Raw genomic sequence first — 22,706 nt, 5'->3', positions numbered from 1 at the left:
TAATTAGACCCGCCCCCCCTACCGCCTTGCCGCAACCAAAAGAAAAGGCCCTCTGCTTGCAGAGGGCCTTGACCTAATTACGCTTTCCGAACTTTAGCGCCACAACACGTTGGAATTTTCCAAACTATTACGCCATTTTCCGAACTATATTGTCACGCTACAATTCGCTTTAGGCGAAGTTCTTGGCAACGAAATCCCAGTTGACCAGGTTCCAGAACGCCTCGACGTACTTCGGACGGGCGTTGCGGTAGTCGATGTAGTAGGCGTGTTCCCACACGTCGCAAGTCAGCAGCGGCTTCGCATCGGTCGTCAGCGGCGTGGCTGCGTTCGAGGTCGACACCAGATCCAGCGAGCCGTCGGCCTTCTTCACCAGCCAGGCCCAGCCCGAACCGAAGGTGCCGATGGCCGTCTTCGTGAACTCTTCCTTGAACTTGTCGAAGCTGCCCCACTTGGCGTTGATGGCGTCAGCCAGCGCGCCGGTCGGAGCGCCGCCGCCTTGCGGCTTCAGGCCGTTCCAGTAGAACGTGTGGTTCCACACCTGTGCGGCATTGTTGAACACGCCGCCCGAGGACTTCTTGACGATGTCTTCGAGGCTGAGGTTCTCGAACTCGGTGCCCTTGATCAGGTTGTTCAGGTTCGTGACGTAGGTCTGGTGGTGCTTGCCGTAGTGGAACTCCAGCGTTTCCTTGGAGATGTGCGGCGCCAGAGCGTCTTGGGCGTACGGCAGCGGGGGGAGCGTGTGTTCCATTGTTCTTGCCTTCTGTGGGTTGTACAGGTTGGGAGCGACGATTGTAGGAGACTTGCAAAACCGGCGCAAACCGCATGCCAAATAGTGGGAATACCCGCTAAACGCGTGCGGAATCGCATTCGTTACCGCTATAAGGTCATGCGCCGGTCACAGTTCGAGCTTGGTTTGCACCTGGGCGATTTCGATGTCAGCCGTGCCTTGCGCCAGCCGGGCCTCGATACGTGCCCGGGCATGCAGTGCGTTCGGATCGCGGATGGCATGGCCCTTGGCATCGAGCAGCACTGCATAACCGCGCTCCAGCGTGCGCTGGGGCGCCAGCAGTTCCAGCCCGCTGTGCTGACGTGCCAGACGCTCCTGCGCGCGAGCCAGCCTGTCCCGCATGACGCGTGCCAGCGTCGCTTCCGCTTGCTGCAGGCGAATGCGCTCTCGCGTGGCGTCGGGGCGGGCGGCGGCCAAGCGCATCGTCAGTAGACGCTGGAGGTGTTCCGCGCGCTGCACGCGGCCGGTCAAGGCAAAGCGCAGGCGGCCTTCCAGATGCGCCAGCTGCGTGCGGCGTTCGCGCATCTGCGCCTGCGGGCTGCGCAGGCGGCGCGCGAGCCAATCGACGGTCTGCGCGCGGCGATCGAGCTGGCGGCGCAACTGTGCCGAGAGCGCATCCCAGTCGCGCCCCACATCGCGCAGCATGCGGGCACGGTCGGGGCTGACGAGTTCGGCCGCCGCAGTCGGCGTGGGCGCTCGCACATCGGCCACAAAGTCGACGATCGTCACATCCGTCTCATGCCCGACGCCCGCCACAATGGGAATTTCCGATGCGCCAACCGCACGTGCAACCGGCTCTTCGTTGAAGGCCCATAGGTCTTCAATGCTGCCGCCGCCCCGGCACAGGATGATGACGTCGACCTCGGCCCGGGCATTGACCCGTTCCAGCATGGCGGCGATGCGCTCCGACGCACCGGCGCCCTGCACCGGCACGGGATAGACCACCACCGGCACATGCGGAGCGCGCCGGCGCAGCGTGGTCAGCACATCGCGCAAGGCCGCTGCCTGCAGCGACGTCACCACGCCAATCGCACGCGGATGCCGCGGCAGGGGCCGTTTGCGGTCGGCCTCGAACAAGCCTTGCGCCTCCAGCGCGGCTTTCAGCCGCAGGAAGGCCTCATACAGGTTTCCCAGGCCGGCCCGGCGGATCGCTTCAACGCTCAATTGCAGTTCGCCGCGCGCCTCGTACAGCGTGACCAGCGCACGTACCTCGACGGCCTCGCCTTCGCGCGGGGTGAAATCGGCGTATTGGTTACGGCCCTTGAACATCACGCAGCGAATCTGCGCGCCCGCATCCTTGAGCGAGAAATACCAATGTCCGCTGGCCGCGCGCGTGAAGTTCGAAATCTCGCCGCGCACCCAACCCAGCGGAAAGTTGCGTTCAAGCAGCCCCGCAATGCGGCGGTTGACGTCGCTGACGGTAAGCACGTCCTGCGAGCCTCGGTTCAGTCCAGACGCAGCGGCGGGTGCTGCCGGCGTCTCGGGCGTGGGTGCGGGCGTGGGTGCAGTGGCATCCATCCAAAACGGGCGGCGGGAAGACGGCGGCGGGGTCATAAGTGGTGCGAGGAGCGCAAAACGATGAGGCTTCGGGGCGACTTCTACCTTGAATAGGGGAGGCAATCCACGCCAAGCGGGCTACCTGTCCACAGCATAACGTGGTTGTCAAGCTTGACAGAGGCTAGGTGACTCGCTCTCTGCATTTTGACGCAACCCCTTGATTCTTATGAAAAATCCACCCATGTCAAAATTTCAGCAGCGCAAGTAATTTCGTTCTGCGTCAAGCATTTAGCGCAGGCGCCCCAAGGATGTTCACAAAGTTATCCACAGCGGCACTGGAAAACCGTGGTGTGACGCCTGGGCAGTGGATAAATCGGCCGTCGATTCTCACACGTTCGGGCCGCGCATCCCAATTTTTTCGGGTGAAACCCCGCTGCACAATTTTTAAGCGAAGTCCAGAACACCCTTTTGAATCAGTCACTTAAGGTGCTTGTCCGGGCAATGTCCACAGCCCGTCCACAAGACTGTCCCGTGTCGGTGTGGATTTCCTCACGCTTTTTCGAGGCGCGCCCGCGTTTTTCTCGAGATCCACGCCAAAACCCCGGTTGCCTCATTTTTGAGCACGCCATTGGACTTCCTTTTAGATCAAGCACTTAACGTACTTGTTGAGGCAATGTCCACAACCCATCCACACAACTGTCCCGCAGCGGTGGGGATTACTCGCCGTTTTACCGGATCCGACAGCGCTTGTTCATGGATTGGCCACAGAAATGCCGTTTGCATATTTTTTAAGCACGGCACCGAACTTCCTTTCGCATCAAGCACTTAGTTTGCTTGTTCGGGCAATGTCCACAACCCGTCCACAAGACTGTCCCGCTTGGCTGTGGATTGCCGCGGCCCGCATCTTTCGTGACAGCGCGTTGACCATCGTCTGCGCATGTCACGATGCTGCGCCATCGTGTTGCCGTGGCAGGTCCGACGCGCTAGAGTGCTGCCTGTTTTTGCCGCAACGAACAGCGTTCGGGGACGCGGACGGCACAAGCAGCAAACCAGAACAGAATCACACTCCTTCCACAACGACAAAACGGGTTGTCCAGTGTTTTCCATCATTCAAGCCGCCGGCTGGCCAATCTGGCCACTGTTGATCGCCTCGGTGCTCGCGCTCGCGCTCATCATCGAACGCTTCGTCGCCCTGCAACACAAGAAGATCATTCCGCCCAAGGTGTATGACGAGGCGCTGGCCGTCGCGCATCAGCGCCGCGCCACGCCAGAAGTGGTCAACACGCTGGAACAGGGCTCACCGCTGGGCCGCCTGCTGGCCGCTGCGCTGCGCCATGTGGTACTGCATCCGAACACCACGCGCGATGCCGCCAAGGAAGTGGTGGAAGAAGCCGGCCAGAACGTTGCGCACCGCCTGGAGCGCTATCTGAACGCGCTCGGCACGATTGCCTCGGTGGCGCCGCTGATGGGCCTGTTCGGCACGGTGGTCGGCATGATCGAGATCTTCGGCAGCCAGACCGCCGCGGGCACGAACCCGCAGGCGCTGGCGCACGGCATCTCGGTCGCGCTGTACAACACCGCGCTGGGCCTGGTGGTGGCCATCCCGACACTGATCTTCTGGCGCTACTTCCGTGGCGTGGTCGATAACTACGTGGTCGAGCTGGAGCATCTCTCCACCACGTACCTCGACGCGATCCTGCCGCCGCGGCGCGGCTGATCCGGGCCACGCCTTACTGGAAATAGCCATGCGCTTCCGCCCGCGCCGTGCCCGCGAAGAGCCGGAGATCAACCTGATCCCGCTGATCGACGTGCTGCTCGTGATCCTCATCTTCCTGATGATCACGACCACGTATTCCCGCTACACCGAACTGAAGGTCAACCTACCCACCGCCGAGGCTGAAAAAGCCACCGAGCGCCCGGGCCAGATCGTCGTGTCCGTCACGGCCAATGGTGTCTACTCTGTCGACAAGCAAGTGCTCGACACGCGCGATGTCACCAGCCTGGCCGACGCCCTGCGCAATGCCGCAGGCAAGGCCGGCGGCCCTGAGCCCATCGTCATCGTCAACGCCGATGCGCAAGCCGCGCACCAGGCGGTGGTGAATGTCATGGAAGCCGCGCGTGTGGCCGGTCTGTCGCACCTGACCTTCGCCACGCAAACCGGCAACGCCCGCTAAGAGACTGCCTTTAAATCACAATCACGCCGCATGCCCGTCGCCCAGCACCGCCTCGCCAGCTTCGTCACACGCCAATGGCAGCAACGCGGCTGGTTTGCGTGGGTGATGTGGCCGCTGTCTTGGCTGTTTGGCGGGGTGAGCGCCTTGCGCCGGCTGCTGTTCCGCACTGGCGTGCTGCGCTCGGTGCGGCTGCCGATGCCGGTGGTGGTGATCGGCAACGTGACGGTGGGCGGGGCCGGCAAGACGCCTGCCGTGATTGCGCTGGCGTCGGCGCTGGCTGAAGCCGGCCTGCGGCCAGGCATCGTCTCGCGTGGCTACGGTGCACAACTGAAGCATCCGCGCCCTGTGCGCGAACACTCCCGCGCAGAAGACGTCGGCGATGAACCGCTGCTCATCGCACGCGCCACCGATCTGCCGGTGTGGGTCTTCCCCGATCGTGTGCTGTGCGCGCAGACGCTGCTCGCCTCGCACCCGGGCTGCAATGTGATCGTCTGCGACGACGGCCTGCAGCACTATCGTCTGCGCCGCGATATCGAAATCATCGTGTTCGACACGCGCATGGGCGGCAACGGCTTCCTACTGCCAGCGGGCCCACTGCGCGAACCGATGGCGCGCCGCCGTGACGCCACGCTCATCAACGACCCGAACTACCGCGCCACGCCCGACCGCCCGAACGTCTTCGGCATGCACCTCGAACTGCAGGACGCGTACAACCTGGCCGACCCGGCGCTGCGCCGCCCGCTTGCCCAGTTCGCGCGCATCGAAGGCGCGCAATTGCTGGCGGCGGCCGGCATCGGCAACCCGGAGCGCTTCTTCGCCTCGCTCCGGGCCGCCGGCCTCAAGCCGAGCACGCTGCCGTTGCCCGATCACTACGATTTCGCCAACAGCCCCTTCACCGATAGCCACGCCGAGGTCATCCTGATCACCGAAAAGGATGCCGTAAAATGCGGCCATCTAGACGACCCGCGCATCTGGGTGGTGCCGACCACACCGGTGGTCGACACAGCGCTGGTCGAACAGGTCTGCCAGCGCGTACGCGCCCTGGCCGATCGCGCAACGCTCAAGGCGAGCGCACAATAACGTCACCCTATCCGCTGTACCGGCGCGCCGCCCTACCCTTTGAGCGACCGCCACGGAGCCTCTACCGCCATGGACAATCGCCTGCTGGAAATCCTCGTCTGCCCGTTGTGCAAGGGCACGCTGCAACACGACCGCGCCAACAACGAACTGATCTGCCACGTCGACAAGCTGGCCTACCCGATCCGCGACGGCATCCCGGTCATGCTGGCCGATGAAGCACGCCAGACCGTGGAAGGCACGCCGGTCGATCCGGCCTGATACGAAGGTCGCCGCCATGTCGCACGCGCCGTTCATCGCTGTCATTCCCGCGCGGCTGGCGTCCACGCGGCTGCCCAACAAACCGCTGGCCGATATCGACGGCAAGCCGATGGTGGTGCGCGTGGCTGAACGCGCGCATCAGTCGTCCGCCGCGCGCGTGGTGGTCGCCACCGATGCCGCATCGGTCGCCGACGCCTGCATGCAGCATCACGTGGAAGCCGTGCTCACGCGCGCCGACCACGCCTCCGGCACCGACCGCCTCGCCGAAGTGGCCACCGTGCTGGGCCTGCCCGATGACGCCATCGTCGTCAACGTGCAAGGCGACGAACCGCTGATCGCACCGACGCTGATCGACAACGTGGCCGCGCATCTGCGCGATCACCCCGACTGCGCCATCGCCACCGCTGCCCACCCCATCCACGACCCGGCCGACATCTTCAACCCGAACGTCGTCAAGGTCGTGCTGGACGCCGCTGACCGCGCACTACTGTTCTCGCGCGCGCCGCTGCCCTGGGCGCGCGATACCTGGACACCCGCGGTCATGGCGCGGTCCGTTGCGGAGCGCCCGCTGCCGGCCATGCCCGTGCTGCGTCATATCGGCATCTACGCGTACCGCGCCGGATTCCTGCGCCGCTTCCCGCAATTGGCCGCTGCCCCCATCGAGCAAACCGAGCAGTTGGAGCAGCTACGCGCCATGTGGCACGGTGAGCGCATTGCCGTGCTGACCACCGATGACGCCCCCGCCGCCGGTGTCGACACCCCCGAAGACCTCGCCCGAGTGCGCGCTGCCTGGGCCGAACTCCTGTCCCAGGACGGCCCCTGAAGCCGCGATTTCTCTGAACTTTGCGCGCAGGGCTGCTAAAACCCCGGCCCCGCCATGGCATAATCGCGAGGACGACAAGCCGCATGACGGCGCCCACGCAGGCGCCACAGCGGCGACAGGGAGACAAATCGAGCCATGGGTGCCGCCGTCCGGCGGACGCCTGATTCCCCAGAGTCCGGTAAGGCTGGCGTCAACTTCGCCCGCTAGGCTGCCTGTTTGCGTCGATTGCGTCGCCATGGCTTTATCACCAGGCGTATTGGGAATCCGCCCTCTCGGACCGATTCCCAACGCGCTTCATCTGGCCTGACAGCGCGACAGGATTCGAAAACTTGAGGAACTCGTCACCATGCGGTTGATTCTGTTGGGCGCGCCCGGCGCCGGCAAAGGTACGCAAGCCAAATTCATCTGCGAAAAGTTCGGCATTCCGCAGATCTCCACCGGCGACATGCTGCGCGCGGCCGTCAAGGCAGGTACCCCGCTGGGTATCGAAGCGAAGAAGGTGATGGATGCCGGCGGCCTGGTGTCGGACGACATCATCATCGGCCTCGTAAAAGACCGCCTGCAACAACCTGACTGCAAGAACGGCTACCTGTTCGATGGCTTCCCGCGCACCATTCCGCAAGCGGAAGCCATGAAAGATGCCGCCGTGGCAATCGACTACGTGCTGGAAATCGACGTGCCGTTCGACGCCATCATCGAGCGCATGAGCGGCCGCCGCGTGCATGTGGCATCGGGCCGCACGTACCACATCAAGTACAACCCGCCCAAGACCGAAGGCGTGGACGACGAAACCGGCGAAGCGCTCATCCAGCGCGACGACGACAAGGAAGAAACCGTGCGCAAGCGCCTGGACGTGTACGAGAACCAGACGCGTCCGCTGGTCGACTACTACTCGCAGTGGGCCGCCAACGGCAATGGCGCCGCCAAGGTTGCGCCGCCGAAGTACCGCAAGATCAGCGGCGTGGGCAACGTGGACGAAATCACGGCCCGCGTGTTCGGTGCCCTGCAGGACTAAGCGCACCCGCAAATACCCGCCAGGGAAAACGGCGCCTCATGATCGAGGCGCCGTTTTTTTTGCGCGATCGTCGGCCGCTTCGCGCTACCATATGACGTTGACGTAAACGTCAAGTAACTCGCAATCCACAAACGAGGAGACACGGCATGGAGATTCGCGATCAGGTATTCATCGTCACCGGCGGCGCGTCGGGACTGGGCGCAGGCACGGCCCGCACGTTGGCGGAAGCCGGTGGCAAGGTGGTAATTGCAGACCTGAACGAAGCCGCCGGCACCGCGCTGGCGCAGGAACTGGGCGGCCGCTTCGTGCGCTGCGACGTTACGTCCGAAGCGGACGGGCAAGCCGTTGTGGCGGCCGCTACATCGCTGGGCACGCTGCGCGGGCTGGTGAACTGCGCGGGTATCGCCACGGCATCGCGCACGGTGGGCAAGACGGGCCCGCATCCGCTGGATCAGTTCGCACGTGTGATCAACATCAATCTGATCGGCACGTTCAACATGATCCGCCTGGCCGCGACGGCCATGGCCGCTAACACGCCCAACGCCGGCGGCGAGCGCGGCGTGATCATCAACACGGCATCGGTGGCGGCGTTTGACGGGCAGATTGGCCAGGCGGCCTACGCGGCGTCCAAGGGCGGCGTGGTGGCGATGACGCTGGCGATTGCACGTGACCTGTCGCGCGACGGCATCCGCGTGATGACGATTGCACCGGGCATTTTCGAGACACCGATGCTGCTCGGCATGCCCGCCGAAGTGCAGGACGCGCTGGGCAAGATGGTGCCGTTCCCGCCGCGCCTCGGTAAGCCGGCGGAGTATGCGCAGCTCGCGCGCGCGATCGTCGAGAACCCGATGCTCAATGGCGAAACCATCCGCCTGGATGGCGCCATCCGCATGCAGCCTAAGTAAGCGAATCGATCAGGCCATCAGGTGGCGGGCAGCGCCATCCGGCGAATCATCTGCCACGCCGCCTCGGCCGCCGGCGAGAGCGACCGGTCATGCCGACGCGCCAGCACGATGGCGCGCGTTTCCTTTGGTGACAGCGGCACCGCCACCAATGGCGACGACGACGGCAGCGGCAATGACAGCGACGGCACCACGCCCGCACCGATGCCCGCTTCCACCATGCCAAACACAGCGCTGCTGTGGCCCATCTCCTGCGCAACGTCAGGGTGAACGCCGTGGCGCAGGAAAATACGATCGATGAGCGGGCGGCTGCCCGAAGCATGGTCGAGCAAGACGACCGCCGTGCGATGCAGATCTTTCCAGCGCACGCTGCTGCGTTGCGCGAGTGGATGATCCTTGCGACAGACGAGGCAGAACGGATCGATCAGCAGCGGCTCGGTCCATAGGCCCTCGGTATCGAGCGGCTCCACCACCACACCGAAATCCGCTCCGCCCGTGCGGATCAATTGAAGCGTGTCGACCTGCACGGAGTCACGCACGATCATGCGGATATCCGGATAGCGCACCGCGCACTCTGCCACGTACACCGGCATCAGCCGGGTCGACACCGTCGGGCTGGACGCCACCACCACGCGCCCCCGCCGCTGCTCGCCCACTTGGCGCGCCTGTTGCAACGTGTCGTCCAGATCAGCGACGAGGCGGTCGAGCGCCGTCGCAAGCGAGCGCCCCACTTCCGTCAGCACGACTTCGCGGGTGGTGCGGTCGAGCAACTTCAAGCCCAGTTCGCCTTCCAGCTCGGAAATCGAGCGGCTCACGGCCGGCTGTGTCAGGCCAATGGTGTCGCCCGCGCGGCTGAAGCTGTGCGCACGTGCCACGGCGAGGAAGACACGCAATTGGCGCAGGGTGACATTCATGCTGACGGCGTATGAATTGATTTGATCAATGCATTTGTATTCTAGATAGGGATGTTGTGCAATAGCGCCTATCCCGCCATCCAACCCACGCCGTTACGTAATGGTGACCGCGCACGCACATGAAGATTCCGCTGTTGTCTCCGTTGTTGTCCCATATCGATGGGTTCATTCGCGCCATGCTGGTGATGGTCGCGCTCGCCTTGTTCTTCCCCGCGCTGGGCGCGAGCGACGGTCCGTTGCGATTGGACATTGTCACCATCGTCGGCGTGTCGCTGGTGTTTTTTCTGCACGGCGCAGCGCTCTCGCGCGAGAAAATCGTGGAAGGCGCGCGCAACTGGCGCCTGCATCTGTTCGTGCAGAGCTGCACATTCATCCTGTTTCCGCTGATCGGCGCGGTCATCCTGTTTGCGTGCAAGCCGTTCATTCCGGCTGAGCTGCTGCTGGGCGTGTTCTATCTGTGCGCGCTGCCATCCACGGTTTCGTCGTCGGTGGCGATGACAGCGATGGCCAAGGGCAATGTGCCGGCCGCCATCTTCAACGCGACCATCTCGGGCCTGATCGGCATGATCGCCACGCCGCTGCTGATGAGCTTCGTCATCCAGGCGTCAGGCGCGGACCTCTCAGTCGGCAAGGCGCTGCTGGGCGTGGCCGAGCAACTGCTGCTGCCGTTCGTGCTGGGCCAGTTGCTGCGCCCAGTGCTCGGCGGCTTCATCAACAAACACAAGCCGATCATCAACAAGGTCGACCGCGCGGTCATCTTGCTGATCGTGTTCAACTCGTTTGCCGATTCCACGCACGCAGGTGTGTGGTCGAAGTATCCGTGGGAGACCATCGTGGCGGTGGCCGTCATGAGCGGCGCGCTGCTGTTCGTCGTACTGGGTGCGACGACATGGCTCTCGCGGCGCGCGGGTTTCAACCTGGCCGACGAGATCACCGCCGTGTTCTGCGGCTCGAAGAAGAGCCTGGCGAACGGCGTGCCGATGGCGAAGATCCTATTTGCCGGCAACCCCGCGCTCGGCCTGATCGTGCTGCCGCTGATGATCTATCACCAGTTGCAGCTCATCGTGTGCTCGACGCTGGCGCGCAGGTATGCTGATCGCGTTGCCCATGCGGAGGCCGGCGCAGTTGCCCCGGCCAGCCGCCCGGCTTGATCAGCGCAAGCTCGTCAAGCTCGCGAATTCCGCTTCCGGCCAGTGGTAGGTGCGCACCCAAGCGTGCCCGCCGTCGGCCGTCTCCAGCCAATCCCGGCTGACCGGCACACCGCCCAGCGCTTCGTAGAAGGCGATCGCGGCGGTGTTCGCCTCGTACACCCGCAGATGCAACTGTGTGATGCCCTGGGCCGCGGCCAAGCGCGCCGCTTCGCCCATCAAGCGCTTGCCGACACCATGGCCGCGTGACGCCGGCAGCAGATGCAGGTTGTCGACGAGCGCACCCCAGGGCGTGTCGTCTTCACGCAGGGTGCAGAGAAAGCCGATGGTTTCGCCGTCCAGATCGGCACACCACACGTATTGCCCAACAACGGGTGCAATCATGCGTTCACGCCACTTGGCCTGCATCTCGACGTTGGCCACGTCGTCGAGATACGCGTCGGACAGGATGCCGAGCCCGCGATATGCGCTCTGCCAGCTCCGCGTGTGGATGTCGGCGATGGTGCTGGCGTCAGACGCACCGCCTTCGCGCAGCACGAGCGTCGTCATGCGTCAGACGCCCGGGTTGCGCGACAACGGCGGGTTCTTGGCAAAGTAGGCGCGAATGCCGCGCAGGATGGCGTCGGCAAGCTGGTTCTGGTGGCCCAGGTCGTTGAGCTTGGCTTCTTCTTCCGGGTTCGAGATGAAGGCCGTCTCGACCAGGATCGACGGAATATCCGGCGCCTTGAGCACCGCAAAGCCCGCCTGCTCGACCTGCCCCTTGTGCAGCCGGTTGATGCCGCCAATCTGGTCCAGCACCGCCCTGCCGACCTTCATGCTGTCGGTGATCTGTGCGGTGGTCGACAAGTCCAGCAGCACGCGCGTGACTTGCGCGTCTTTCGAGCCAAGATTCGCCCCGCCGATCATGTCGGCCGCGTTTTCCTTGTTGGCGAGCCACTTGGCCTGCGCGCTCGAAGCACCACGATCGGACAGCACGAACACCGATGCCCCGCGCGCTTCCGGCGAGAGAAACGCATCGGCATGGATGGAGACGAACAGATCCGCCTGCACGCGGCGCGCCTTTTGCACACGCACGCCCAGCGGGACGAAGTAGTCGGAATCGCGCGTCATCATGGCGCGCATGTTGGGCTGGGCGTCGATCTTGGCCTTGAGCATGCGGGCGATCGAGAGCACCACGTCTTTCTCGTGTGTGCCGGCACCGCCCGTGGCGCCCGGGTCTTCGCCGCCATGGCCAGGATCGATGGCGACCGTGAGCAGCCGGCGCATGCGCGGGCCGTTCGACGGCGCGCGCGGCACGGGTTGCTCGGGAACGATCTCCAGCGGCGGCGTGTTCGGCGCGTTGGCGAGCGTCGACGGAGGATTCGTAGAGGTCGCCGGCGGCACCTTGCGCGGCGGCGTGCGGTTGGCAAGCGCCGGGGGGTGCGGCTCTTCGATCGGCCGCTTGGTTGGGCTGCTGCCGCTGCTGCTGCGTGCCAGCGCGGCGATGGGGTCATCGTCATCCGACGGCGACGGCATCGGCGTGCCGCCTGACGCAGCAAAACGCTCTTGCTTGCCCTCGGTGGCCTGCACGAGCTGCATCAGCGGGTCGGGCGGGTTGGTCGGGTACAGATCGAAGACGAGCCGGTTGCGATAGCCCGCAATCGGCAGCAGCGTGAACACCTGCGGGTTGACGCTTTCCTTCAGGTCGAACACCAGACGCACGACGCTCGGCCGGTTCTGACCCACGCGCACCTGTCGGATGTACGGATCGTTCGGCGCGATCTTGGCGACCAGCTCGCGCAACGTCGGGTTCAGGTCGAGCCCGTCGATATCGACCATCAGGCGATCCGGGTCCTTGATGAGCTGATGCGTAGCCTTGAGCGCGACGTCGGATTCGATGGTCACGCGCGTGTAGTCCTCGGCGGGCCATACGCGCACGGCGACGATGTTGGCGCCGCGCGCAATCTGCGGGCCCACCAGGCTCAGGATGACCGTGCCTGCGCTGGCCTTCGCCATGCGCGTGAGCCATTGGCGGCGGGCCTGGCTCGGCAGGTTCGGATCATCCGGTTGGTCGGTCGGCAGATGCTTGATCAGCATGGGAGCAGGTGTTGCAAGGACTGTAAAAGTTGAAGGCCGGTCTGCGTGCGTGCGGTCAGACGTACAAGGCGCGGTGCATGCTCAACGCCGTCATCGTAGGTTTCGTGCACAACGTCGACCGATAAAGCGATGTGCAGATCAGGCGTGCCGAGCAGCGCCTGCGCCTTCTCGGGCCATTCGACCAGGCACAGCGCGGGTTCGGCAAAGCAATCGCGGAACCCGGCGTCAGTCCATTCTTCGGGATCGGCAAAGCGGTACAGGTCGAAGTGATAGACCTTCTGCGTGCCCATGGTTCCGGCAACGTCGTAAGGTTCGACCAGCGTATAGGTGGGACTGCGCACGCGCCCCGTGTGTCCGAGGCCGCGCAGGATGGCGCGAGAGAGCGTCGTCTTGCCCGCGCCCAGATCGCCCGAGAGCTGCATCTGCACGGGGCGCGGACCTAGTCCCAGCACGGCCTGCGCGAGCGCTGCACCAAAAGCCGACGTGGCCACTTCATCGACGAGCGAAAACGTGCGCTCAGCGAGCGGAGAGGTCAAACCAGAAGGCGCGTCAGCAGGAAGCACGGTGGGCATTGCGTACAATTTGGGCATGTCCGCCACCCCCACGTCATCACCTGAAACGAATCTGGATGCACGCTTGCCAGCCGATGAGGCCGGCATGCACGCGCTTGTGGCGCAGATTCGCTCCTGGGGTGCCGAACTCGGTTTCGATGCAATCCGCATCGCCGATGTCGACCTGTCGCACGCTGAAGAAGGGCTCCAGACATGGCTTGCGCAGGGGTTTTACGGTGACATGGATTATATGGCGAACCACGGCATGCTCCGCGCACGCCCGGCCGAACTTGTTGCCGGAACGGTACGCGCCATCGTCGCGCGGATGCCGTATCTGCCACATCTGGCCGATCCGCGAATGGCCGGCGGCGACTGGCGCACCATCGAGTGGGCCCGCCTGAGCCGCCCCGAAGACGCGACTGTCTCGCTCTACGCACGCGGCCGCGACTATCACAAGGTACTGCGCCAACGCCTGCAGAAGCTGGCCGAAAAGATTGCAGGCGCCGTCGGGCCGTACGGCTTTCGCGTGTTCACCGATTCGGCACCGGTGCTGGAAGTCGCGCTGGCGACCAACGGCGGCCTGGGCTGGCGTGGCAAACACACGCTGCTGCTGGACCGCGATGCGGGCTCGATGTTCTTCCTCGGCGAAATCCTCGTCGACCTGCCGTTTCCCGTTGATCCACCCGTGGAGCCCCACTGCGGCAACTGCACGCGCTGCATCGACGTGTGCCCTACGCAGGCCATCGTCGCGCCGTACACGGTGGACGCACGCCGTTGCATCTCGTACCTGACCATCGAGCACAAGGGCAGCATCCCGGTCGACCTGCGCGCAGCGATGGGCAACCGCATATACGGCTGCGACGACTGCCAGCTCATCTGCCCATGGAACAAGTTTGCCGTGCCGGCCAACCTGCCCGACTTTGACGTGCGCAACGGCTTGGACGCGGCCACGCTGGCTGAGCTGTTCAACTGGACCGACGCCGAATTCAACCAGCGACTGGAAGGCAGTCCGATCCGCCGCATCGGGCACGAGCGCTGGCTGCGCAACATTGCCGTGGCGATCGGCAACGCACTGCGCGCCCCGCTGCCGGATACCACGCGCGCGCAACTGATTACCGCCTTGAAAGCACGCACCGATGACGCCTCGGAACTCGTGCGTGAACACGTGGCCTGGGCGCTGGCGCAGACGACGTGAGCGCTCGCTCGGGTTAGGCACGCCAACGCATCAGGACTGTGATGTGCCTTTAATCTGGCTTTCCAAGTTGCCACGCCGATTAGTTTAAAAACCAACAAAGTGCGTGTAGCACAAAACCACGAATACGTGCTTAACGCTCACGCCAGTGGGCCCTTATACCGCCTAGTACGCAAACGCTTGCGCATCAGGGCAGACACTAATTGTTTGCAAATAAAATATCGGGAAAATGGCGGCTTAATCTCAAACCGCCCATTTCGATGTTTTCCGCTCTTGTTCATCTCCGTTGCGCATTGCAGGTTGCTGTGCGTGCCCGTTCATCCAGGATGGCACGCGCGTGGCGCGGCGGCGTCATGGGCGCGATGCTCTGCGCCGCGTGCGCGAGCCCCGCATGGGCCACGGTTAACGTCGAGGGTGTGCCGTTCGACGACGCCGCCCGTGTGGCTGGCCGCGAACTGCTGCTCAATGGCACGGGCCTGCGTTCAGTGTTTGTCATCAAGGGCTATGTCGCAGGCTTGTACCTGCCCGAGCGTGCGAAGAACGCGGCGGTCATCCTCGGCATGAAGGGACCGAAGCGGCTGCAGATCCACCCGCTGCGTAATGTGGGCGCCGATACGTTCATCCACGCGCTGAACGACGGCATCCACCGCAACCAGACAGAAATTCAAATGCAGAGGCTGGCCGACCGTCTGACGCAGTTGGAAGACGCGATGCGCCAGATCGGCTCCACCAAGCGCGGCGACACCATCAACTTTGACTACGCGCCCGATGCCGGCACCACCATCAGCATCAATGGCGTGGCGCGCACCAAGGCCATCCCCGGCGAAGATTTCTACCAGGCTGTGCTCAGCATCTTCATCGGCAACAGCCCGGTCGACCGCGATCTGAAAAGCGGGCTGCTCGGAACCTGACAATCTGACGATTCGCTTTTCAGGGTTTCCCCGGTTGCCGCGTGGTTGGCGTGTGCGGTTGTGCTATTCAGCAGTTTCCCCACAAGAACGCAGAACGCACACCAAGCCACAAGGAGGATGACGATGACCAAGGGACGACTGATCGCCAGCCTGATCGCAGCCGCTGGAACGCTGTTATGCGGGCCGGCGCTGGCCGACAACTACCCGGCTAAGCCGCTCAAGCTGATCATTCCGTTTCCGCCGGGCGGCACGACGGACATCGTGGGGCGCGGCGTGGCCGATCAGCTTTCCAAGGTGCTGGGCCAGGCCGTGGTAGTGGAAAACAAGGGCGGCGGCGGCGGTTCGATCGGCGCCGATGCCATCGCCAAGGCTGCGCCGGATGGCTACACGATCGGCATCGCCACCGTCTCCACGCATGCCGTCAACCCGGCGTGCAATGCGAAGCTTTCGTACGACCCGCTCAAGGATTTCAAGCCGATCACCAACCTGGCCACCGTGGCCAACGTGATTGCGGTCAACCCAACCTTTCCGGCCAAGAACTACAAGGAGTTTGTCGCGGCGCTGACGGCCAACCCCGGCAAATATTCATTCGCGACATCGGGCACCTGCGGCATCGGCCACATGCTGGGCGAAGAGTTCAAGGTGCTGACCAAAACGCAGATGGTCCATGTGCCATATCGGGGTGCAGGGCCGGCATTGAACGACGTGCTGGCCAATCAGGTGCCGATCATGGTCGACAACCTGCCCTCGTCCATGCAGTTCATCAAGAGCGGCAAGCTGCGGCCAATTGTGGTGGCGTGGAACAAGCGCATCGATAGCCTGCCCGACGTGCCCACCTTTGCCGAAGTCGGCCTGAAGGACGCAAATGACCCGGCGTGGTACGGACTTGTCGCGCCGGCCGGCACGCCCGACGACATCATCCGCAAGCTCAACGAAGCGTCGGTCAAGGCGCTGAAAGACCCAGGCCTGGTCGATCGATTCCGAGGTGCCGGTGCCGAGCCCGTCGGCAATACGCCGCAGCAATACACGGCCGAGATCAAGCGTGAATTCGACAAAATGCGCACGCTGGTCAAGCAGCAGAACATCAAGCTGGATCAGTAACGCTGCCCGCCTGGGGCCTGTGCTAGATTCGCAGGATTGTTTTTGAGCGCCGGCCCCGCCATGCCATCCCCTTTCGACGCCGTTCTGGAAGCGCCTTTCGGCAAGCTGGGCGTGCGCGTGGCCGAAGGCGCCCTGCGTGAACTCATCTACCTGCCCGAAAGCACGCCCCTCGTCGATTCATCAGACGCGTTGATCGCCAGACTGGCCCGCCAGCTCGAGGCGTACTACAGCGACCCACGCGCGACTTTCGATATCCCGCTCGCCCCCGCCGGCACCGATTTCCAGCACCGCGTGTGGCGGGCCATCAGCGCCATCCCATGCGGCAGCGTCATCACCTACGGCACCATCGCGCAACAGATCGGCAGCGTGCCGCGCGCGGTGGGCCAGGCATGCGGTGACAACTGGTTCCCAATCCTCATCCCTTGCCACCGCGTGGTGAGCGCGTCCGGCATCGGCGGGTTTTCGCACCACACGGATGGCTACCTGCTGAACATCAAGCACTGGCTGCTGCGCCACGAAGGCGTGATGCTGATATGAGAAAGGCTGCACTGAAAGACGCCGAAGCCCCGGCCTTGCCGCCACAAAGCGCAGATGCCATCCAGCGCTTTTGCGACGCGCTGTGGCTGGAAGATGGCCTCGCTCGCAATACGCTCGATGCGTACCGGCGCGACCTGACGCTCTACGCGCATTGGCTGGCCGAGCGCAGCAAGTCCATCGCCGAAACCGAAGACGGCGACCTGGCCGATTACTTTGCCGCACGCCATGCCGAGAGTCGCGCATCGTCTGCCAACCGGCGCCGCACCGTGTTCAAGCGCTTCTTCCAGTGGGCACTGCGCGAGCACGTTGTGAGCACCGATCCGTCGCGCCTGCTGCCGACGGCCAAGCAACCGCCGCGCTTTCCGAAGACGCTGTCCGAAACGCAAGTCGAGGCGCTCATCAACGCGCCGGATGTGGACACGCCGCTCGGCCTACGCGACCGCGCGATGATCGAGCTGATGTATGCGAGCGGGCTGCGCGTGTCGGAAATCGTCGCGCTGAAAACGGTGGAAGTCGGCCTGAACGAAGGTGTGGTGCGCGTGGTTGGCGGCAAAGGCGGCAAGGATCGTCTGGTGCCGTTTGGCGCCGAAGCCAGCGATTGGCTGCGGCGGTACCTGCAGGATCGTCAAACGGGTCGCACGGCGCTGCTCGGCGAGCGTACGACTGACGCGCTATTCGTCACCACGCGCGGCGAAGGCATGACGCGCCAGGCGTTCTGGTATCTCATCAAGCGCTACGCGCTGCTGGCCGACATTCACGCGCCGCTGTCGCCGCACACGCTGCGGCACGCGTTTGCCACGCACCTGCTCAACCACGGCGCAGACTTGCGCGTGGTGCAGATGCTGCTCGGCCACGCGGATATTTCCACCACGCAGATCTACACCCACGTCGCGCGCGAGCGGCTGCGCACGTTGCATGCGCAGCACCATCCGCGCGGATAGCGATCGTTCTTCCCTGCCCCGTATGAGCAAGTCCAAGCACGTTTCCGAGACGCCCGCCACGCAGTACCTCAAGGCGCATGGCGTGGCCTTTACTGAACACACCTATGACTACGTCGACAAGGGCGGCACGACCGAGTCATCCCGCCAACTCGGCGTGGACGAACACGCCGTCGTCAAGACGCTGGTCATGGAAGACGAGCACGCCAAGCCGCTCATCGTGCTGATGCACGGCGATTGCTCCGTGTCCACCAAGAATCTCGCACGACAAACCGGCCGCAAGACCGTGCAGCCATGCAAGCCCGAGGTAGCGCAGCGGCATAGCGGCTACCTCGTCGGGGGCACGTCGCCGTTTGGCGTGCGTAAGGCGATGCCGGTGTATGTGGAGGCGAGCGTGCTGGAGCTGGAGCGCATCTATATCAACGGGGGGCGGCGCGGCTTTCTCGTGAGCCTGGCGCCCAGCGTGCTGACGTCGGTGCTGAACGCGCAGCCCGTCAATTGTGCAAACCCCGATTGAAACGAACGCCGCCGCTGGGGCACGCTTGCGACCACGCTACAATCCCGCAGCCTGATTTCTCACATTCCATATGTCACCAGTCGTCGCAACCGTCATTTTTGCCGTGGCCGCCTACCTGATCGGCTCGATTTCGTTTGCCGTGGTGGTCAGCCGCGCGATGGGTCTGGCGGACCCGCGCACCTACGGCTCGGGCAACCCCGGCGCCACCAACGTGCTGCGCTCGGGCAACAAGAAGGCGGCCATCCTCACGCTGCTCGGTGATGCGGCCAAGGGCTGGCTGGCGGTGTGGCTGGCGCTATTCCTGGCGCCGCGCTTTGGCGTAGATGAGACCGGCATCGCGCTGGTGGTGATCGCCGTGTTCCTGGGGCACCTGTATCCGGTGTTCCATCGCTTTGCGGGTGGCAAGGGCGTCGCCACGGCGGCGGGCATTCTCCTGGCGCTGAACGTGTGGCTTGGGCTGGCAACGCTGGCTACGTGGCTCATCATCGCCGTGTTCTTCCGCTACTCGTCGCTGGCGGCGCTGGTGTCGGCGGTGTTCGCACCGTTCTTCTACGTGCTGATGAACGGCTTCGACTGGATTGCCGGTGCGGTTGGGCTGATGGCGGTGCTGCTCATCGCGCGCCACCGCGCCAATATCGCCAAGCTGCTGGCCGGCAAGGAAAGCCGCATCGGCGAGAAGAAAAAAGCCGCTTAATTGCGCAACTCGGCGCGCACCGAATGCGCGCGCCGATGTTCGCCTGGCGGCCGGCCCGTGTGCCGCCGGATCAACCGTCGGAAGGCGGACATGTCCTGATAGCCGCACTGCTCGGCAATCGTCGTCAGGCTCTGCGTGCTGACTTCCAGCAGGTGGCACGCGCGTTCCACGCGCAGCCGGTGCAGCAATTGCAGCGGCGACATCCCCACCGTTTTCGTGAAATGCCGCAGCAGCGTCCGCTCGCTGGTTGAGGCGACGGCAGCAAGTCTTCCGAGATCAAACGGTTCGTGCAGATGCTGCTGCAGATAACGCCGTGCGCGCAGCACGACGCTGTCGCGGATGGCTGGTTTGCTGCGCAGCCAGATGCCGATGGCCTCGCCGCGTGAGGGGTGGTCGAGCACCGTATTGCCCAGCGTGCGCGCGAGCCGCGCATCAGCCAGGCGTGCGACCACGCGGTGCATGAGCGCAACGCCATGCTCCATCGCCCGCGCGGTGATGACGTTGCCGCTGCTGACGATGGCCTGCGCCGGCGCGGCTTTCAAATGCGGAAAGTAGCCCTGCACCCAACCTGCAATGAGCCATGTCACCGTCAACCGTTGGCCGGCGGGCAGCACGTCGGCCAGCATCGCCACACCTGTGAAGGATGACGCCACCAGCCGTCCTGCATCCAGATAACGGCGGATCGTGGCGCGTTCCACTTCCAGCAAGGCCAGACGCTGCTCCAGCGTGCCGATGTGGTCGAAATGCAGCGGGGGAACGATCAACGCATCGCCGAGCTGCGTGTCGTCTTCCGGTAGTGCGTCACAAGGGCACGCGAGCGTTTCTGCCGCAGCCTGCCAACGCGACGGGTCCCGCGCAATGAGTCGCCAGCCGAACACCGGCGTCTTGGCGGCATCGGCCCGCTTGCCCGCCTGCATGGAGGCCAGCGCATTGGCCACGCCAAGCGTGTCGGCAGCGGTCGCCAACGTGGAAAAGGCGACGTCGGGATAGGTCAGCAGGTCGATTCTGGGCATGCGCGAGTATAGGCGCGGGCTGCAATCCACGTGGCGATATCGACCCCAACTTTGGCGGGAATACCTCTTTCGAATAGGACTGGCCCGATTGACGATGCGGCGACGGCTGCGCGCAGACGCAACCGCCCATAACAACACCGACATCAGGAGACAACGCACGATGCAGCGATTCATGCAGGGATTCGCATTGCGCGCCACGCTTGCCACGGCCGCGCTTGCGGCGCTGGCCGGCTGCGCCAGCACAGACAGCGGCTGGGCCACGCCTTCGGACACCGGCCTTTCGGCCGAAATCAGCCGCACCCGCTTCGGCATTCCGCACATCCGGGCCAACGACTACGCCAGCCTCGGCTTCGGGATGGCCTATGCCTATGCGCAGGACAACGTGTGCCTGCTCGCCGACCAGGTCGTCACCGTCAACGGCGAGCGCTCGAAGACATTCGGGCCGGACGGCACCGTCGTGGTGTCGTTCAAGCCGGTGCCCAACACGCAAGCCGACGCTTTCTTCAAGAGTGCGTTTGATGAAGCTGGCCTGCGCGCTGGCTATGCACAGATGTCGCCTGAAGCGCGCGAGCTGCTGCGCGGCTACATCGCGGGCTACAACCGCTATCTGAAAGACACGCCGGCCGCGAACCGCCCGGCAGCCTGCCGCAATGCGGAATGGGTGCGCCCGCTTACAGTGGCCGACATGATGCTGATGGGCGAAGAGAAGGCCATCCAGGCCAGCGCGGGCGCCATGCTGGCGAGCATCGTCGCCGCGCAGCCGCCGGGCGGCGCGCCTGCCTCAGCGGTCGTTCCACCGCATGCCGTCGACACCGCTGCACTCGACCGCGACCTGCAACTGCGCGACATGCCGATCGGCTCCAACGGCTGGGCCTTCGGCAAGGCCGCCACCGATACCGGTCGGGGTGTGCTGCTCGGCAACCCGCACTTCCCGTGGACAACCACCAACCGCTTCTACCAGGTCCACCTGACCGTGCCGGGCAAGCTGGACGTGATGGGCGCGTCGATTGCCGCGTTCCCCGTCGTCAGCATCGGCTTCAACAAAGACGTGGCATGGACGCACACCGTTTCCACCGGCCGCCGCTTCACGCTGTTCGAACTGAAGCTTGCCGAGGGCGATCCGACCACCTACCTGATCGACGGCAAGCCGCACAAGATGACCACGCGCACCGTGGCCTTTGACGTGAAGCTGCCGGACGGCCGCATCGAGCATCGCACCCACACCTTCTACAACACGGTGTACGGGCCGGTGCTGTCGATGCCGGCCGGCGGCATGCCGTGGACCACACAGAAGGCCTACACGCTACGCGACGTCAATCGCAACAACACGCGCTCCATCGATACGTGGCTGCATATCGCGCAGGCCAAGGACGTGGCGGCCATCCGGCAGGCCATCAGCAACCTCGGCATCCCCTGGGTGAACACCATTGCCACCGACCGCAACGGCCGTGCGCTGTTTGCCGACGTTTCAACCACGCCGGATGTGTCGGCTGAAGCGCTCAAGCGTTGTGCGCCCTCTCCGCTGGCCGACAAGCTCTTCAAGGGCGTGGGCTTGGTGCTGCTCGATGGCTCACGCAGTGCGTGCAACTGGCGGGTCGATCCGGCGTCGCCGGTGCCAGGCTTGGTGGCCCCCGCACGCATGCCGGTGCTGGAGCGCGATGACTACGTCGCCAACAGCAACGACAGCTCGTGGCTGAGCAATCCGGCGCAGAAGCTGACGGGCTTCTCGCCGGTGATGGGCTCGACCGACGTGCCGCAACGCCTGCGCACCCGCATCGGCCTGATCGAGATCGAGCGCCGCCTCGCCGGCACCGACGGGCTGCCCGGCAACAAGGTCAACCTGCCGAACCTGCAGGCGATGATCTTCCGCGACGCCAACCTCGCCGGCCACCTCGTGCGCGACGATCTGCTGGCCGCCTGCAAGGCCACGGCCAACCTCGATGCCGATGTGCGCGACGGCTGCGCTGCCCTTGCACAATGGAACCTCACGGACAACGTCGACGCCCGCGCCGCGCACCTGTTCCGCGAGTTCTGGATGCGCGCCAAGGACATCCCCCATGTCTACGCGGTCGACTTCAACCCGGCTGATCCGATCCACACACCGCGCAACCTGCGCATGAGCGATGCAACCGTGCGCACGGCCGTGTTCAAAGCGTTGAAAGATGCCGTGGGCGCCGTCCGCACCGCCGGCTTTGCGCTGGATACGCCGCTGGGCACTGTCCAAGCGGCCCACGCGCCGGGCGGCGACATCGCCCTGCATGGCGGCGAGGAATACGAAGGCGTGCTGAACAAGCTGCAAAGCACGCCGATCGGGCCGAAGGGCTTGCAGGTGTATTTCGGCACCAGCTACATCCAGACCGTCACGTTCGACGATCAGGGCCCCGTGGCCGATGCGCTTCTGACCTACGGTGAATCGACCGATCCGGCATCGCCGCATGCGTTCGACCAGATGCGCGAGTTCTCTGCCAAGCGCTGGAACCGGCTGCCGTTCTCGGAAGCCGCCATCGCCGCGGATCCTGCACTCAAGGTGACCAAGCTGTCGCAGTGAGGTTTTGCCGCTGCAAATGCAAACGCCCCG

Annotated in this window: 23 protein-coding genes; 16 read left to right on the top strand and 7 right to left on the bottom strand. The window is 64.4% G+C overall.

Annotation, left to right across the window (positions count from 1 at the left end):
• Positions 1-169: 169 nt before the first annotated feature.
• Both sodB and xseA read right to left on the bottom strand, forming a co-directional pair.
• Positions 170-748 (bottom strand): superoxide dismutase [Fe], encoded by a 579-nt coding sequence (sodB, locus tag DOD19_RS02405; RefSeq protein WP_009241368.1) that lies wholly within the window; start codon positions 746-748, stop codon positions 170-172.
• A 147-nt stretch (positions 749-895) separates the two neighbouring features.
• Entirely contained in the window at positions 896-2,305 is a 1,410-nt protein-coding gene (xseA, locus tag DOD19_RS02400) for an exodeoxyribonuclease VII large subunit (protein ID WP_112183815.1), read from the bottom strand.
• Positions 2,306-3,380: 1,075 nt separating this feature from the next.
• On the opposite strand from xseA, the gene DOD19_RS02395 reads away from it, so the two are divergent.
• The 7 genes from DOD19_RS02395 (at position 3,381) to DOD19_RS02365 (ending at position 8,539) form a co-directional block, all read left to right on the top strand.
• Positions 3,381-4,001 carry a MotA/TolQ/ExbB proton channel family protein gene (locus DOD19_RS02395; protein WP_024542269.1) on the top strand — a complete coding sequence of 207 codons (621 nt, stop codon included), beginning with the start codon at positions 3,381-3,383 and terminating at the stop codon, positions 3,999-4,001.
• Positions 4,002-4,029: 28 nt separating this feature from the next.
• The gene (locus DOD19_RS02390) at positions 4,030-4,458 is read left to right on the top strand and encodes a biopolymer transporter ExbD (protein WP_004631807.1); all 429 of its coding nucleotides are present in this window, start codon (positions 4,030-4,032) and stop codon (positions 4,456-4,458) included.
• Positions 4,459-4,488: 30 nt separating this feature from the next.
• Positions 4,489-5,538: a tetraacyldisaccharide 4'-kinase gene (gene lpxK / locus DOD19_RS02385; protein WP_112183813.1), complete on the top strand. Its 1,050-nt coding sequence runs from the start codon at positions 4,489-4,491 to the stop codon at positions 5,536-5,538.
• 69 nt (positions 5,539-5,607) lie between these two features.
• The gene (locus DOD19_RS02380; RefSeq protein WP_004631803.1) at positions 5,608-5,796 is read left to right on the top strand and encodes a Trm112 family protein; all 189 of its coding nucleotides are present in this window, start codon (positions 5,608-5,610) and stop codon (positions 5,794-5,796) included.
• A 16-nt stretch (positions 5,797-5,812) separates the two neighbouring features.
• Positions 5,813-6,619 (top strand): 3-deoxy-manno-octulosonate cytidylyltransferase, encoded by an 807-nt coding sequence (kdsB, locus tag DOD19_RS02375; protein WP_024974895.1) that lies wholly within the window; start codon positions 5,813-5,815, stop codon positions 6,617-6,619.
• A 346-nt stretch (positions 6,620-6,965) separates the two neighbouring features.
• A complete protein-coding gene (gene adk / locus DOD19_RS02370) occupies positions 6,966-7,634 on the top strand; it encodes an adenylate kinase (protein WP_024974894.1) in 669 nt (222 codons plus the stop codon).
• 146 nt (positions 7,635-7,780) lie between these two features.
• Positions 7,781-8,539: a 3-hydroxyacyl-CoA dehydrogenase gene (locus DOD19_RS02365; protein WP_112183811.1), complete on the top strand. Its 759-nt coding sequence runs from the start codon at positions 7,781-7,783 to the stop codon at positions 8,537-8,539.
• Positions 8,540-8,556: 17 nt separating this feature from the next.
• On the opposite strand, the gene DOD19_RS02360 is transcribed toward DOD19_RS02365, so the two are convergent.
• Positions 8,557-9,450, bottom strand: coding sequence for a LysR family transcriptional regulator (locus tag DOD19_RS02360; protein ID WP_024974892.1), 894 nt, complete (start codon positions 9,448-9,450; stop codon positions 8,557-8,559).
• 119 nt (positions 9,451-9,569) lie between these two features.
• Here DOD19_RS02360 and DOD19_RS02355 point away from each other — a divergent pair, with 119 nt between their 5' ends.
• The gene (locus DOD19_RS02355) at positions 9,570-10,601 is read left to right on the top strand and encodes a bile acid:sodium symporter family protein (RefSeq protein ID WP_112183809.1); all 1,032 of its coding nucleotides are present in this window, start codon (positions 9,570-9,572) and stop codon (positions 10,599-10,601) included.
• Here DOD19_RS02355 and DOD19_RS02350 read toward each other — a convergent pair whose 3' ends face one another.
• Genes DOD19_RS02350 through tsaE form a run of 3 tightly spaced genes read right to left on the bottom strand, consistent with a single transcriptional unit; the run spans position 10,602 to position 13,246 of the window.
• On the bottom strand, positions 10,602-11,147 hold the full coding sequence (locus DOD19_RS02350) for a GNAT family N-acetyltransferase (RefSeq protein ID WP_112183807.1): 546 nt from the start codon (positions 11,145-11,147) through the stop codon (positions 10,602-10,604).
• 3 nt (positions 11,148-11,150) lie between these two features.
• Positions 11,151-12,674, bottom strand: a complete 1,524-nt coding sequence (locus tag DOD19_RS02345) for an N-acetylmuramoyl-L-alanine amidase (RefSeq protein ID WP_024974889.1) — start codon at positions 12,672-12,674, stop codon at positions 11,151-11,153.
• Positions 12,668-13,246, bottom strand: a complete 579-nt coding sequence (tsaE, locus tag DOD19_RS02340) for a tRNA (adenosine(37)-N6)-threonylcarbamoyltransferase complex ATPase subunit type 1 TsaE (protein ID WP_112184301.1) — start codon at positions 13,244-13,246, stop codon at positions 12,668-12,670. Before tsaE ends, DOD19_RS02345 begins: the two co-directional genes overlap by 7 nt.
• 16 nt (positions 13,247-13,262) lie before the next feature.
• Between tsaE and queG the strand changes: the two genes are divergently transcribed.
• The 7 genes from queG (at position 13,263) to plsY (ending at position 19,115) form a co-directional block, all read left to right on the top strand.
• The gene (gene queG / locus DOD19_RS02335; RefSeq protein WP_112183805.1) at positions 13,263-14,420 is read left to right on the top strand and encodes a tRNA epoxyqueuosine(34) reductase QueG; all 1,158 of its coding nucleotides are present in this window, start codon (positions 13,263-13,265) and stop codon (positions 14,418-14,420) included.
• A 257-nt stretch (positions 14,421-14,677) separates the two neighbouring features.
• On the top strand, positions 14,678-15,328 hold the full coding sequence (locus DOD19_RS02330; protein WP_024974886.1) for a chalcone isomerase family protein: 651 nt from the start codon (positions 14,678-14,680) through the stop codon (positions 15,326-15,328).
• Between the two features lie 123 nt (positions 15,329-15,451).
• Entirely contained in the window at positions 15,452-16,429 is a 978-nt protein-coding gene (locus DOD19_RS02325; RefSeq protein WP_112183803.1) for a tripartite tricarboxylate transporter substrate binding protein BugE, read from the top strand.
• 60 nt (positions 16,430-16,489) lie between these two features.
• Entirely contained in the window at positions 16,490-16,966 is a 477-nt protein-coding gene (locus DOD19_RS02320) for a methylated-DNA--[protein]-cysteine S-methyltransferase (protein WP_112183801.1), read from the top strand.
• Positions 16,963-17,907 carry a site-specific tyrosine recombinase XerD gene (gene xerD, locus DOD19_RS02315; RefSeq protein ID WP_024974883.1) on the top strand — a complete coding sequence of 315 codons (945 nt, stop codon included), beginning with the start codon at positions 16,963-16,965 and terminating at the stop codon, positions 17,905-17,907. The genes DOD19_RS02320 and xerD overlap by 4 nt, the downstream gene beginning before the upstream one ends.
• Before the next feature lie 22 nt (positions 17,908-17,929).
• Positions 17,930-18,421: a Cys-tRNA(Pro) deacylase gene (gene ybaK / locus DOD19_RS02310; protein ID WP_112184299.1), complete on the top strand. Its 492-nt coding sequence runs from the start codon at positions 17,930-17,932 to the stop codon at positions 18,419-18,421.
• A 70-nt stretch (positions 18,422-18,491) separates the two neighbouring features.
• The gene (gene plsY, locus DOD19_RS02305) at positions 18,492-19,115 is read left to right on the top strand and encodes a glycerol-3-phosphate 1-O-acyltransferase PlsY (RefSeq protein WP_112183799.1); all 624 of its coding nucleotides are present in this window, start codon (positions 18,492-18,494) and stop codon (positions 19,113-19,115) included.
• On the opposite strand, the gene DOD19_RS02300 is transcribed toward plsY, so the two are convergent.
• On the bottom strand, positions 19,112-20,128 hold the full coding sequence (locus DOD19_RS02300) for a helix-turn-helix domain-containing protein (protein WP_112183797.1): 1,017 nt from the start codon (positions 20,126-20,128) through the stop codon (positions 19,112-19,114). The genes plsY and DOD19_RS02300 overlap by 4 nt on opposite strands.
• A 160-nt stretch (positions 20,129-20,288) precedes the next feature.
• Here DOD19_RS02300 and DOD19_RS02295 point away from each other — a divergent pair, with 160 nt between their 5' ends.
• Positions 20,289-22,676 carry an acylase gene (locus DOD19_RS02295; RefSeq protein WP_112183795.1) on the top strand — a complete coding sequence of 796 codons (2,388 nt, stop codon included), beginning with the start codon at positions 20,289-20,291 and terminating at the stop codon, positions 22,674-22,676.
• Positions 22,677-22,706 lie beyond the last annotated feature (30 nt).

The sequence above is a fragment of the Ralstonia sp. GX3-BWBA genome (genome assembly GCF_003290055.1).
GTDB lineage: Bacteria > Pseudomonadota > Gammaproteobacteria > Burkholderiales > Burkholderiaceae > Ralstonia > Ralstonia holmesii.
Note: the sequence above shows the minus strand (reverse complement) of the source record. Positions and strands in the feature narration are given on the sequence as shown.